This window comes from Paracraurococcus lichenis (assembly GCF_030657435.1).
In the GTDB taxonomy this organism is placed as follows: domain Bacteria; phylum Pseudomonadota; class Alphaproteobacteria; order Acetobacterales; family Acetobacteraceae; genus Paracraurococcus; species Paracraurococcus lichenis.
The window spans coordinates 315174-327600 of sequence record NZ_JAUTWS010000002.1 but is presented as its reverse complement, the minus strand read 5'-3'; the positions used below and the strand labels follow the sequence as shown (position 1 = coordinate 327600).

11 protein-coding genes are annotated in these 12427 nt (G+C 72.1%); 7 read left to right on the top strand and 4 right to left on the bottom strand.

Annotation, left to right across the window (positions count from 1 at the left end):
• Positions 1 to 16 precede the first annotated feature (16 nt).
• Positions 17 to 976, bottom strand: a complete 960-nt coding sequence (gene metF / locus Q7A36_RS03475; protein ID WP_305102257.1) for a methylenetetrahydrofolate reductase [NAD(P)H] — start codon at positions 974 to 976, stop codon at positions 17 to 19.
• 212 nt (positions 977 to 1188) lie between these two features.
• On the opposite strand from metF, the gene Q7A36_RS03470 reads away from it, so the two are divergent.
• Together Q7A36_RS03470 and Q7A36_RS03465 are read left to right on the top strand one after the other, a co-directional pair.
• Positions 1189 to 2004 (top strand): MlaA family lipoprotein, encoded by an 816-nt coding sequence (locus Q7A36_RS03470; RefSeq protein WP_305102256.1) that lies wholly within the window; start codon positions 1189 to 1191, stop codon positions 2002 to 2004.
• 22 nt (positions 2005 to 2026) lie between these two features.
• A complete protein-coding gene (locus tag Q7A36_RS03465) occupies positions 2027 to 2659 on the top strand; it encodes an MlaC/ttg2D family ABC transporter substrate-binding protein (protein WP_305102255.1) in 633 nt (210 codons plus the stop codon).
• 108 nt (positions 2660 to 2767) lie between these two features.
• Here Q7A36_RS03465 and Q7A36_RS03460 read toward each other — a convergent pair whose 3' ends face one another.
• Positions 2768 to 4531: a capsular polysaccharide export protein, LipB/KpsS family gene (locus Q7A36_RS03460; RefSeq protein ID WP_305102254.1), complete on the bottom strand. Its 1764-nt coding sequence runs from the start codon at positions 4529 to 4531 to the stop codon at positions 2768 to 2770.
• A 285-nt stretch (positions 4532 to 4816) separates the two neighbouring features.
• Between Q7A36_RS03460 and Q7A36_RS03455 the strand changes: the two genes are divergently transcribed.
• The 5 genes from Q7A36_RS03455 to Q7A36_RS03435 are packed head-to-tail and all read left to right on the top strand — an operon-like array spanning position 4817 to position 9475.
• Complete coding sequence (locus Q7A36_RS03455; protein WP_305102253.1) at positions 4817 to 5143, top strand: DVU3141 family protein; 327 nt, start codon at positions 4817 to 4819, stop codon at positions 5141 to 5143.
• The gene (locus tag Q7A36_RS03450; RefSeq protein WP_305102252.1) at positions 5092 to 5937 is read left to right on the top strand and encodes an ABC transporter permease; all 846 of its coding nucleotides are present in this window, start codon (positions 5092 to 5094) and stop codon (positions 5935 to 5937) included. Before Q7A36_RS03455 ends, Q7A36_RS03450 begins: the two co-directional genes overlap by 52 nt.
• Positions 5938 to 5942: 5 nt before the next feature.
• Entirely contained in the window at positions 5943 to 6590 is a 648-nt protein-coding gene (locus Q7A36_RS03445; protein ID WP_305102251.1) for an ABC transporter ATP-binding protein, read from the top strand.
• Positions 6547 to 7749, top strand: a complete 1203-nt coding sequence (locus Q7A36_RS03440) for a capsule biosynthesis protein (protein WP_305102250.1) — start codon at positions 6547 to 6549, stop codon at positions 7747 to 7749. Before Q7A36_RS03445 ends, Q7A36_RS03440 begins: the two co-directional genes overlap by 44 nt.
• Positions 7739 to 9475 (top strand): polysaccharide biosynthesis/export family protein, encoded by a 1737-nt coding sequence (locus Q7A36_RS03435; protein ID WP_305102249.1) that lies wholly within the window; start codon positions 7739 to 7741, stop codon positions 9473 to 9475. The genes Q7A36_RS03440 and Q7A36_RS03435 overlap by 11 nt, the downstream gene beginning before the upstream one ends.
• A 428-nt stretch (positions 9476 to 9903) precedes the next feature.
• Here Q7A36_RS03435 and Q7A36_RS03430 read toward each other — a convergent pair whose 3' ends face one another.
• The gene (locus Q7A36_RS03430) at positions 9904 to 12093 is read right to left on the bottom strand and encodes a glycosyltransferase family 4 protein (RefSeq protein ID WP_305102248.1); all 2190 of its coding nucleotides are present in this window, start codon (positions 12091 to 12093) and stop codon (positions 9904 to 9906) included.
• Between the two features lie 145 nt (positions 12094 to 12238).
• Positions 12239 to 12418, bottom strand: a complete 180-nt coding sequence (locus tag Q7A36_RS03425; RefSeq protein ID WP_305102247.1) for a hypothetical protein — start codon at positions 12416 to 12418, stop codon at positions 12239 to 12241.
• Positions 12419 to 12427: the final 9 nt, after the last annotated feature.

Below are 12427 nucleotides of genomic sequence, written 5' to 3'. Positions count from 1 at the left end.
CGGGCGCCTTGCACCCTCAGCCCGCGGATTTCGGCCGCGCGCCCAGGATATGCGCGATGGAGTAGACCAGGTCGGAGCGGTTCAGCGTGTAGAAGTGGAACTCGTCCACGCCGTTCGCCTGCAGCAGCCGCACCTGCTCCGCCGCGACCACCGCGGCCACCATGCGCCGGGTCTCGACATCGTCCTCCAACCCCTCGAAAAGCCGGCCCATCCAATCCGGCACGCCGGCGCCGCACATGGCGGAGAATTTCCTCATCTGGGTGAAGTTGGAGACCGGCATGATCCCCGGCACGATCGGCACGGTGATCCCGGCCGCGAGGCAGCGGTCGAGGAAGCGCAGGAAGATGTCGCTGTCGAAGAAGTACTGGGTGATCGCCCGCGTCGCGCCGGCATCGATCTTCCGCTTGAGGTTGTCGAGATCATGGTCGGAGGAGAGCGCGGTCGGATGCACCTCGGGATAGGCCGCGACGCTGATCTCGAAGGGCGCCACCTTCTTCAGGCCGGCCACGAGGTCGGCGGCGAAGGCATAGCCCTCGGCATGCGGCTCGTAGCGCTCGGCACCCGCCGGCGGATCGCCGCGCAGCGCGACGATATGCCGCACGCCGGCCTCCCAATAGGCCCGGGCGACGTCGTCCACCTCGCCGCGGGAGGCGCCGACGCAGGTCAGGTGCGCCGCGGGCGTGAGCGAGGTCTCCTTCACGATCCGCGCCACGGTGGCGTGGGTGCGCGCCTGGGTGGTGCCGCCCGCGCCATAGGTGACGGAGACGAAGCGCGGGGCCAGCGGCTCCAGCCGCCGGATGCAGGACCAGAGCTGGTTCTCCAGCGCCTCGGTCTTCGGCGGGAAGAATTCGAAGGACAGCGCCGGCGCGGGAAGGCCGGCGAGCGGGGGAAGACCACCCACGCGCGGGCCGGTGAGCCAGCGCTGCAGGGTGCCGGCGGCCGAACGCGGATGGGCGAACTCGGCGGCGTCAGGCATGGTCTGATCCATCATTCACCTTTGCGCGGGTCAACGTCGTCGCAATCCCGGGCACCGGATACAGTTTGTGGCGTTGCAGCGCTACCCCAACGGTCTACATGACCTTCACAGTACCGAGGCGCGCCGGGCGCCCGTCTGTGTGGCGCGGTGCATCGTGAGGTATTATTGCGCTCAACCAACGCAAGAGGGCCCCGCCGCCGATGCACCTGACCATGCCGATCCCATCCCGCCTGGCCCGGACCGCCCTGGCCACGGCGCTGCTGCTGCCGCTGCTGGACGGCTGCGCCCAGAGGCCCGACCCGTCCGACCCGGATGCGGTCGCCGAGTTCAGGCAGACCAACGACCCGATCGAGCCCTTCAACCGCACCATGTACTCCGTCCATCAGGGCATCGACCGCGTCGTCCTGCGGCCGGTCGCCGTGGGGTATCGGGAGGTGGTGCCGCAGCCGGTCCGCACCGGCGTCCGCAACCTGCTCGGCAATCTCCGCACGCCGGTGATCCTGGCCAACGACATGCTGCAGGGCGAGCCGCGCCGGGCCGGCGACACGCTGGGGCGATTCTTGATCAATTCCACGTTAGGGATCGGCGGCATCTTCGACGTGGCCAATGACTGGTTCAAGGTGCCGGGCCATTCCGAGGATTACGGCCAGACCCTGGCGGTCTGGGGCGTCGGCGAGGGCGCCTATCTCTTCATCCCCGTCCTCGGCCCGTCCAACCCCCGTGACCTCACCGGCTTCGGCCTCGGCATTGCCGGCGACCCACTGACCTGGGTGGGCCAGGGCGTCGTGGTCGATGCCCTGACCGGCACCCGTGCCGGCGCGACCGTGGTGGACACCCGTGAATCGCTGATCGATACCCTCGATGCCGTCGAGCGCGAGTCGCTCGACCCCTATGCCGTGCTGCGCAGCGCCTATCGCCAGCGCCGCAATGCCGAAATCAGGAACAGCAACGACCGGGTCGCGCCGTCCGCTGCCGGCGGCACCGGCTTCGGCGTGGGCACCGGCGTGGCGCCGCAGGCGCCGCGCTGATCCGACCGGGAGAAAGACTGAGATGACCGTTTTCCATCGCCGCCTGCTGCTCGGCGCGGGCCTCGCATTGCCGCTGGCCGGGCCGGCACGGGCGCAGCAGGATATCGGCCGCGCCGCATCCTTCATCGAGACGACGGGACGGGACCTGGTCGCCGCCATCAACGACACCCGCTCGGATATCGCCACCCGCCGCCAGCGGGTGGCGGCGGTGCTGCGCAAGGCCGTCGACATCGACGGCGTCGGCCGCTTCATCCTCGGCCGCTGGTGGCGGCAGGCAAGCCCGGCGGAGCAGCAGGAATACCTGAAGCTCTTCGAGGAGACGCTGATCCGCAACCTCTCCGCCCGCTTCGGGGAGTACCAGGGCGTGCGCTTCTCCCTCGGCCGCAGCCAGCAGCGCACTGAGGACGACGTGCTGGTCAATACCATCATCGAGCGGCCGAACAGCGCGCCCTTCGCGCTGGACTGGCGGGTCGGCGATGTCGGCGGCCAGCCCAAGGTGGTGGACGTCATCGCGGAGGGGACCTCGCTGCGGCTGACCCAGCGCAGTGAGTACTCGGCGGTGATCCAGCAGAACAACGGCTCGGTCGCCGCGCTGCTGACCGCGATGAAGCGGCAGATCCAGCAGCTTGCGGCGCGGGAGCAGACGACGCGGTAGAGCGGATCGCCGCAGGGTGGAAAGGCACGGCGGCGAGACTCCGCCCAGCAAAGCGAGAGCCTGGAGCATTCTCGCGCTGCGCGGTCGGCGCGAGAATGTCCGGCGCCTCTACAGCCTGGCTCCCAGCCCGGCCAGCAGCCGCGAGCACCGCGCGACGAAGGCCCGCAGCGGCGCCGGCACGCGCGGTGGCGGCGGGGGGGCCGTCCGTCCCTCCGCCAGGCGCTCGACCAGCAGTTCCGGCGGGCAGGGCAGGCCCGTCACCGGGTCGCGGCAGCGCAGGTGTAGGATGAGGGCGCCGGCGACGAGTTCATCAATGCTCAGCCGCCGGCCACGGCGGGGCGGCGGGTCGCGGTCCGCCGTCAGCCCCCACCCGGCATAGAAGGGCTGGCCCCAGGTCACCACGGGCAGTCCGCGCAGCAGGGCCTCGAAGCCGGTGAGGCTGGAGATGCAGTGCACCTCCGGTGCCAGGGCATAGAGCGGGCCGATGGGGACCCGATCCAGGACATGGTCGGCGAGCGCACGGGCCTCCCGCGCCGGCACCGCGCCGCGGCGCATGCCGGCCTCGACATCCGGGTGCGGCTTCCACAGGATGACGGCCTCGGGGTTCTCCGCCCGCACCGCCCGCAGCAGGGCGAGGTTGGTGCGGATGCGGCCGCCGCCGCGGCGGATGGCCGCGTCGTCCTCCACCTGCCCCGGCACCAGGATCACCCGCCGCCCCGGCGGCAGCGCCGGTAGCGCGGCGGGCCCGGCCAGGTTGTACTTGGTCACGCCCGTCGCGGTGATCATGCCGCGCAGCCGTGCCGCCCGCGCCAGCAGCGCCGGGTCGAAGACGGTGGTCGCCAGCAGGCGCTCGAGCTCGCTCTCGGTCGAGGGGTCGTAATGGATCCCGGCCCCGTCCATGACCAGGGAGGCCGCCCGCGCCCTGTGCACGCCGAGGCCGGCGGAGCGGATGAAGCCGTCCTCGATCCGCACCAGCCCGACGCCGGCGGCGGCGGCGCGCGCCGGCAGGCCGGGCGGCATGGCGGCGGCCCAGACCGCGACATCCCCGCCCTGCGCCCGCGCCAGCCGCAGCGCGGCCGAGGCGCGGAAGCGGAGGCGGGGTGCCGTCCCCTGCCCGGCCAGCCAGTCCCGCATGGCGGTACGCTTGAACAGGTCCATGCCGGTGGCGGCGACGATGCGGCGGTTCGCGGCTTCGGCCCGGCGCCAGTCGGCGAGCTGGGCGATGCCCTCCGCCGCCGTCCAGGGCCGGCCGCGGAAGGGATCGATCCAGCGGGTGCGGGCGAGCAGCGCGGCCATCGCCGCCTCCGCCGGCACGCCGCCCCAGGGCACGTCCCCGCCGAGGATCACGGTCAGCCCCGCCGCACCGGCCAGCAGCGCCATCTCCGCCGAGACCGTATGCAGCGAGGCGGCGAGGTCGAGCAGCGTCCAGGGCGCGAGGCGTCCCGGCAACCGCCGCGCGCCCGCGGCCTCCAGCACCGGCTTTGCGCCTGGGGGCGCATCCGGGTCGAGGGCGACCAGCACCGGTCGCTCCGTGGCCAGGGCCGCGGCGACCATCGCCCGTGCCGCCGGCAAGTCCCTCCCCGGGTCCAACACCACCGCCGCCGCCTGCGCCGGCAGACCGAGGCCGATCGGGCCCGGATCGGGCAGGCCCGGCGCCCCGCCGACCCGGGCGGCGCGCAGCCGCGCCATGACGTCGCGGGCGGCCGCGCGCGCCGCCCCGTCCGGCCTAGCCCCCGCAAGACCGGCCGCGACCGCGGCCGCCACCGGGTCGGGTCCCTTGGCCTCCAGCGTAGCAACAGGCGCCCAAGCCGTGCCGAAGCCCGGCGCGCGGAACAGCCCCTCTCCCGGCGGGGCCGCCGAGCCCTGCCGCATCGGAGCCGAAAAGGGAACGTTAACGGTTCGACTCATATTTTGCCGCCGCATCCCCTGGAGGCGGCCCGGCCGAGCGCACCGGCGGCGCAGCGTGCCGCCGCTGCCCGAGGGTGACCTGCATCGCAGCGTTCGAAAACCGTCACTAACGCCTCAAGGAAATATGTTGCCCCTGGCTCGCACTTTGGTAGAGGAAGTGCTGGAGGCTGCGAACACATGATTTTCAACTCGGGCGCTTCGAGGTGCCCTGCCGTATCAATTCCGGCCTCGGCCCTGTTGGTGGGGGTTATGCTGCTGGTCGCGGGTTGCGGGGGTGGCGAGCGCCCGGCCACCCTGTCGTCCGCGCCGCCCGCCCCTGCTGCCGCGCCACAGGATGCGCTCGGTCGCTTCGTGGCTTCCGCGGCGCCGGGCCGGGACGGCCTCGTGACCTTCGAGGATGGCCGCTCGGCGCCGGTCCGTGTGCTGCGCGCCTATGCCGCCGCGAGCGGGCGGGAATGCCGCGAGGTGCTGGTCGGCTCCGGCACCGGCGGCCGTGCGAACCTGCTCTGCCAGACGGATGGGCAATGGGTACCGGCACGCCCGCTGCTGCTCGGCAACGTTGGGGCCAGACCTTGAGCGACGCGGTCGCGCCGCAGCCGCGCCTTTGGACCTGCCTGCGAATCCAGGTACGGGTCGTGGGCGCCTTGATCCTGCGCGAGATGGGCACTCGCTTCGGCCGCGACAACCTCGGTTATGTCTGGCTCTTTCTCGAACCGCTGATGCTCGGCAGCGCGATCGGCGGCCTGCACCTGGTGACCGGCCACGACATGCCCGGCGGCCTCAATCCCTTCGTCTTCTGGACGGTCGGCTACGTCCCCTTCTACCTGTTCCGCGGCGTCGTGAACCGTGCAGCGACCGGCATCGAAGGCAACCAGTCGCTGCTCTATCACCGCCACATCACGGTGCTCGACATCATGTTGTCGCGTCACCTGCTGGAATTCTGCGCCGTCGGAATCGCGCTCTGCATCCTCCTGCTGCTGTTCGGATCCATCTTCGGCGAATGGCCGAAGGAGCCGGGGCTGATGGTGCTCGGCATGGTGTTGATGCTCGGCATCGCCCAGGGCATCGCGTTCCTGATCGCCGCCGGCTCTGTCTATACGGAGCTCTTCGAGCGCATAACCCACCTTTTCACCTATCTCACCATGGGCTTCACCGGCGCGTTCTTCATGGTGTTCTGGCTGCCGACCGAACTGCAGGCGGCCGCCCTCGTCGTGCCGACGGTGCACTGCTTCGAACTCGTCCGCCGCGGCCTCTACGGGACCATCGTGCCCACCCATTTCGACATCCCTTACGTCATTGCCTGGATCGCGGTCCTGCACCTGCTTGGCCTGGCGGCGCTGCGCAAGGCGCGGCTCCACCTGGTCGTCTGAGCGCCATGATCCGGCTCACCGATGTCCACAAGACCTACAAGACGCACCATGGTGCGAAGGTGGTCCTGCGCGGTGTCGATGCCGAGTTCCGGCGCGGGGAAAAGGTCGGCATCCTCGGCCGCAACGGCGCCGGCAAGACGACGCTGCTGCGCCTGATCGCCGGCGTCGAGCACCCGAATGCCGGACGCATCGAGCGGCGCATGAGCGTCTCCTGGCCGCTCGGCTTCGCCGGTGCCATGCACTACAGCATCTCCGGCGCCGACAATGCCCGCTTCATCGCGCGGATCTACGACAAGCCGATCCGGGAGACGGTCGAACTCGTCGAGGACTTCGCCGATCTCGGCAGCTATTTCCGCATGCCGGTGAAGACCTATTCCTCCGGCATGGTCGTGCGGCTGGGCTTCGCCCTCTCGCTCGCCGTGCAGTTCGACTGCTATCTCGTGGATGAGGCGATCGCGGTCGGCGACAGCCGCTTCGCCGCGCGGGCGCGCGCCGCCCTCGCCGATCTCCAATCCCGCAGCACCCTGCTGCTTGTCTCTCACCAGGCTGAAACCGTGCGGGCCTTCTGCAAGACCGCAGCGATCCTCCAGGATGGTAGGTTGACCCGCTATGACGATCTGGACGAAGCAATCGCCGCCTACCACGCTGCCTGAGGCAGGCCTCGACGCCGCGGGCTGGTCCGGGCCGGTCCCCGCGCCCGGACTGCTGACGCGGCTGCGACGCCTCGTCCGGCGCAACGCTTTCACGGTCACCGTGCTGCTGCCGACGCTGCTCGCGGCCGTCTACCTCTACGGCATCGCCGCGCCGCAATACGAATCGGAAGCCCGCTTCCTCGTCCGCGGCCGCTCCAGCGGCGGCGGGGGCGGCGGCGGAGGCGGCCTCGGCGAGATGATGGCCAGCGCCGGGTTCCGCCCGGCCTCCGAGGACGCGATGGGCGTGCGGGACTACCTGCAGTCGCACGACGTGGTCGCGGCGCTGCGCGGGCGCCTGCCGGTGGTCGAGATCTTCCGCCGGCCGGAAGCCGACCCGCTCGCCCGGCTCTGGTGGTCGAACCCGACCGCCGAGCGCCTGCTCGACTACTTCCGCCGCATGGCCGGTGCCGAGTACGACACCACCAGCGGCATCACCACGCTGCGCGTCCGCAGCTTCCGCGCGGAGGACTCCAAGCTCATCGCGGAGAACCTCCTCGGCCTGTCCGAGGAGTTGGTGAACCGGCTCAACAAGCGGCTGCAGGAGGATGGCCTGCGCGTCGCGCGGGAGGAGGTCCAGCGCGCCGAGGCGCGGCTGACCCAGGCCCAGCTCGCCATCAGCGAGTTCCGCGAGCGCGAGCGCGCAGTGGACCCGACCCGCTCGGCCGGCATCGCCGTCGACAATATCGGCCGGCTGGAGGGCGCGCTGGCCCAGGCGCGGGCCGAGCTGGCGGAAGCGCAGCGCTTCGCCCGCACCGACAACCCACGCCTGCTTCCGCTCCGCAACCGCGTGGAGGCGCTGACCGCCCAGATTGCCGAGGAGCGCCGCCGGCTCGGCGGCGACGACCGCGTCTCGCAGCAGGTCGGCGAGTATGAGCGGCTCTCGGTCGAGCGCGAGCTGGCGCATGCGCAGCTCGCCTCCGCCACCGCCTCGCTCGAGAAGGCGCGCGGCGACGCGCAGCGCCAGCAGATCTTCCTCCTTCGCGTGGTGGAGCCGAACCTCGCCGAATATGCGCGCTACCCCAAGTCCGCGCTGACCATCGTCTACATCTTCGCCTGCCTGTCCGTCGGCTACGGACTGGCCTGGCTGCTCATCGCGGGAATGCGCGAACATGCGTCCTAGGTTCAGTACGGTCCTCGTTGCTGTCGCACTCGCCGGGGGCGGCGCCTCGGCCCAGACGCCGATGCAGGTGCTGCAGCAGCGCGCCGCGCAATCGGTCATCCCCTCCGCGCCCAACCAGGGCGTGGTGCAGGCGCTGCAGAGCCTGGTCGGCCAGGACCGCGTGGTGAGCCGCGCCGGGACGGAGACCGCATCGGAGGGCGGGCCGGTCGCGATCGGCCCGCTCGGCGACGGCAGCCGCGCGGCCGGCGCCACCGCCGTCTTCGGCGCGAGCCTCTTCACCCGGGAGGCGACGGCCGTCTCTGACGCGCCCAACCCGAACTACCAGCTCGTGCCCGGCGACCGCGTCTCGGTCCGGGTCTGGGGCGCGGTGGAGGCGGAGGTGGTCGGCCAGGTCGACCCTTCCGGCATGCTCTTCCTGCCGAATATCGGCCCCATCCGCGTCGCCGGCACGCGCGCGGGCGACCTGCAGAAGGTGGTCGAGAGCGAGGTCAAGAAGGTCTATACCGACCAGGTGCAGGTCTATGCCGTCCTGCTCTCGACCAACCGCATCGGCGTCTTCGTCACCGGTTTCGTCCGCACCCCCGGCCGCTTCGCCGGCTCGGCCGCCGACAGCGTGGTGGACTTCCTGGTGCGCGCCGGTGGCGTCGACCCCGGCCGCGGCTCCTACCGCGAGATCGCCCTGCAGCGAGGCGGCCATACCGTTACGACTATCGACCTCTACCGTTTCCTGCTGGAAGGCCAGCTTCCGCGCCTCCGGCTGCAGGAAGGCGATACGCTGGTGGTGGCGAAGCAGCGCGCGGTGGTCGGCGCCGACGGCGCGGTGCGCAACAACTACCTCTTCGAGGTGCCGGGCCGCGCCATGACCGGGCGCGAGCTGCTCGACTATGCGCGCCCCCTGCCCTCGGCCACCAATGCCGTGGTGAAGGGCACCCGCAACGGCCAGCCCTATTCGCGCTACGCCACGCTGGCCGAGCTGCCGACGCTGTCCTTGCAGGACCAGGACACCGTCACCTTCATCACAGACAGCCCCGCGCGCACCGTGCGGGTGACGGTGGAGGGCAGCCGCATCGGCCCCTCGGTGCTCGTCGCCGACCGCGACGCCCAGCTCTGCCAGGTGCTGGACCATGTGGCGGTCGACCCGCTGCTCGCCGACACGCGCTCGGTCTTCCTGCTGCGTCCCTCGGTCGCGCAGCAGCAGCGCCGCGCCATCGACGAGGCGCTGGACCGGCTGGAGCGGCAGCTCTTCCTCGCGGTCTCGCCCACCACCGGCGTCGCCGCCATCCGGTCGAGCGAGGCGAATCTCGTCTCCTCCTACATCCAGCGCGCCCGCCGCACCCAGCCGGAGGGCCGGCTGGTGGTGGTGGACGGCAATGGCCATTGCTCGCCGCTGCGGCTCGAGGACGGCGACGTCATCGTCATCCCGGAGAAGTCGCAGACCGTCCTCGTCGCCGGCGAGGTGACGGCGCCGCGCGCCGTGGTCTGGAAGCCGGAGATGCGGCTGGCGGACTACGTGAAGGCGGCGGGCGGCTACGCGCCGCGCGGCTCCGACAGCTCGCTCATGATCCGCCGGGCCAGCGGCGAATTGCTGCTCGACCCGCAGGAGGTGCCGAAGCCGGGCGACGAGCTGATCGTGCTGCCGCGGCTCGATCCCAAGCTCTTCCAGATCGGCAGCGACCTGCTCGGGCTGATCTACCAGATCGCGGTGGCGACCCGGGTCTTCCTCTAGCGGGGCGCGGCGGCGTCCCCTCCGCGGGTCGCCGCCGCCTGCCGCTCCCTTCGCGCACGGCGGCTGCCGAGGCGGCAGCGACGGGCCAACGCCTGTCCGCTCGACGCCCGCCGTGGCTCGCATCGGCCGGTCGGCCTTTTGCGCGATGGAGCAAACCGCGCCTGAGCGAGTCCGCACATGCCGGCCAGCATGACTGCTGACCGACATGGCTCCATGTCTGGCGCGCAGCCGACATGCCGTCGGCGTCCTGCATCGACCTCCGCGCGGTACCGGCCTGCAGACGTCAGGATATTCGCAGGCCGGTACCAGGCGTCATCAGCTCCCGCCCATCAGCGCGGGCCTGCCCGGTCGCGCCGTGGATGGGGCGCGCAGCCGCCCGCCCCCGGCGCGCGACGCCGCGGCCGGGGGCGGGCCGCCCTCCGGCGGGATCAGCCGCCGGGCAGCCGCGCCAGGGCATGCGCCTCGAGATAGTCGAGCCGCGCCGCGAGGTCGTCGGCGCGGCAGGCCATGAGGCTGCAGATCCCGACCGGCTCCTGGCTCGGCGCCGGCTCGATCGAGAGCAGCAGGTCGCCGGCGCCGCCCACCGGCAGCGGGAGCATGACGAAGAGCCGCTCCTCCGCCGTCGTCTCCAGGCGCCGCGTCACCGGCTCGGCCAGGCCCTCCCGCGCAACGCGCAGGGCGAAGCGGCTGGGCGAGGCCGGCGCGCGGATCTCGAGGTAGAGGCGCAGCGGCGCGCCATGGGCCTCGGCCGGCAGCGGCAGGCGGAGCCGGCTCGCGCCCGGCCGGGCCCAGCTTCCCCAGCGCTCCAGCGGTCCCCAGCCCGGGCCCTCCCGCAGGGCATCGGCCAGGGCCATCGCCGGCACCGGCTCGGGCCCCGGCAGCAGCCGCAGCGGATGCGCCTGGCCGAGCGGCAGCGCGATCCGCTCGAGCGGCGCCGGCAGCGCGAGCCCCGCGCCGGCGACGGCGTCGCGCATCACCTGCGCCGCGATCTCCGACCAGGTCCGCAGCCGCAGCCCGGCATGGATCCGCGCCTCCAGCGCCCGCCGGTGGCCGGCATCGGTCGCCAGCCACCAGGCATGCTCGGCCAGTTCCGGCTCGCTGTTCGGGGCGAAGAAGACGGCGCCCTCAGCGCCCGATTCGCGGAAGCCCGAATGGTTCGGCACCAGCGGCACCTTGCCATGCGCCAGGCTCTCGGTGACCGGCAGGCCCCAGCCCTCGTAGAAGCTGTTGCAGAGGGTGAAGAGGCAGCCGCGATAGAGCGCCTCCAGCACCGTGTCCGGCACGGCGTGCAGCAGGTGCACCTTCTCCTGCAGCAGCGGGGAGCGGGCATGCAGCCGCAGCGCCTCCTCCGCCAGCCAGCCCTGCTTGCCGACGCAGACCAGGTCCGGCACCGCCTCCGGCCCGTGCCGGCGCAGCAGGGTCAGCCAGGCCTGGAAGACCAGCAGGTGGTTCTTGCGCGATTCGATGGTGCCAACGGTGAGCACGAAGTGCCGGCCATCGGCCACCGCCGGCGGCAGGGGGCCCGGCTCCGGCGCCTCCGGCGCCGCATCCAGCGGCACCACGAAGCAGGGGATCGACTGCGCCGGCAGCAGCCGGGCACGCAGCCGCTCGAAATCGGCGCGGGTGCAGTCGCTGTTCGCCAGCACCGCATCCGCATGCAGGCAGAGCCCGGCGAACCAGCGGGCGAACTCGTCGACCAGCTTCGCCTCGCAATGCTCCGGCACGACCAGCGGGATGCAGTCGTGCAGGAAGGGGACGTAGCGGAGGCCGTGGCGCGCCTTCGCCTCCCGCACCCGGCGGAGATAGTCCGGCAGCCACCAGGAGGTGCCGAGGTTCACCAGCGTGCTGCCCGGGGCGGGCTCGATCGCCGGGCCGTCCCGCAGCAGCGTCCGGGCCTCCTCCACCGCCTCCCGCCAGGCCGGCTCGGCCGTGTCGGTGCCGGTGCCGGAGAGGGCGGCGAGGCGGCCGAAGAGCGCCGCCGGCACCTGCTTCCAGGCACCCGAGCCTGGGTCGAAGGCGGTGACCAGGACGGCCGCCGCGCCCGGCGCGGCCAGCGCCTCGCGGATGATGTTGAGCTGGACCCGCTGGATGCCGGTGGGGGCGCGGTTGGCACGGAAATAGTCGAGCAGGTCGGAGGCGTCGAAGAGCAGGACGGTGCCGGCCGGCACGGCGGCGGCAGGGGCGGCGGCCGGCCGGGCGGCGGGGCGGGCCGCCGGGGCGGCGGGCGCGGGCGCACGGGTCGCCGGCGGCGCGGCCTCGACGCCGAGCAATTCCCGCTGGGCGTCCAGATTGCCTGGGTCAAAGGAGAGCGCCATGGCATAGGCGCCGAGCGCCTCCTCCGCCCGGCCGAGCAGCTTCAGGGCATGGCCGATCTGGAGCTGGAGGTCGCTGTCCTGCGGATGGAGCTTCTCCGCCTCCCGGTAGCAGAGCAGCGCCCCCTTGGGGTCTCCGGTCTCCTTCAGGCAATGGCCGTACTGGACCCAGATGCCCCAATCCTCGCCCTTCAGGCGGAGATACTGGCCATAGGCCTCGGCCGCATCGGCCCAGGCCCTCCGGTCGCGCAGCCGGTCCCCCTCCTCCAGCAGCCGCTCGGCCTCGGCCGCAGTGTCCGCGATCATCTCCAGAGGTGCCATCCGTTCCCCGGCTCTAAAATCAAAAGGCGAAATGAACTATGACGCATTTCGCCTCTCTTGTGACCCGGCCATGCGCGGTGCCGGGCCGGCCCGGGAGGCGCGGCGATGCCGGTTAACCGCTTGCTGAATGTCAGCCGAGCAGGATGGCGAGGCCCAGAAGGGGCGACAGGAGCACCAGGATGGCCGTCACCCGCAGCATAAGGATCGCCGCATCCACAAGCCGCAGCGCCACCCAGCCACGCATCGGCACCGGGTCCGCCACGGCGACCTCGGCGACCAGCCCTTCCATCGGTTCCGGGGATCGTGCCACGACAGGGTT

What these genes read in the sequence shown, in the direction of transcription:
- metF (WP_305102257.1), bottom strand. Translation starts at nt 976, where the DNA reads ATGCCTGACGCCGCCGAGTTCGCCCATCCGCGTTCGGCCGCCGGCACC.
- Q7A36_RS03470 (WP_305102256.1), top strand. Translation starts at nt 1,189, where the DNA reads ATGCCGATCCCATCCCGCCTGGCCCGGACCGCCCTGGCCACGGCGCTG.
- Q7A36_RS03465 (WP_305102255.1), top strand. Translation starts at nt 2,027, where the DNA reads ATGACCGTTTTCCATCGCCGCCTGCTGCTCGGCGCGGGCCTCGCATTG.
- Q7A36_RS03460 (WP_305102254.1), bottom strand. Translation starts at nt 4,531, where the DNA reads ATGCGGCAGGGCTCGGCGGCCCCGCCGGGAGAGGGGCTGTTCCGCGCG.
- Q7A36_RS03455 (WP_305102253.1), top strand. Translation starts at nt 4,817, where the DNA reads ATGCTGCTGGTCGCGGGTTGCGGGGGTGGCGAGCGCCCGGCCACCCTG.
- Q7A36_RS03450 (WP_305102252.1), top strand. Translation starts at nt 5,092, where the DNA reads ATGGGTACCGGCACGCCCGCTGCTGCTCGGCAACGTTGGGGCCAGACC.
- Q7A36_RS03445 (WP_305102251.1), top strand. Translation starts at nt 5,943, where the DNA reads ATGATCCGGCTCACCGATGTCCACAAGACCTACAAGACGCACCATGGT.
- Q7A36_RS03440 (WP_305102250.1), top strand. Translation starts at nt 6,547, where the DNA reads ATGACGATCTGGACGAAGCAATCGCCGCCTACCACGCTGCCTGAGGCA.
- Q7A36_RS03435 (WP_305102249.1), top strand. Translation starts at nt 7,739, where the DNA reads ATGCGTCCTAGGTTCAGTACGGTCCTCGTTGCTGTCGCACTCGCCGGG.
- Q7A36_RS03430 (WP_305102248.1), bottom strand. Translation starts at nt 12,093, where the DNA reads ATGATCGCGGACACTGCGGCCGAGGCCGAGCGGCTGCTGGAGGAGGGG.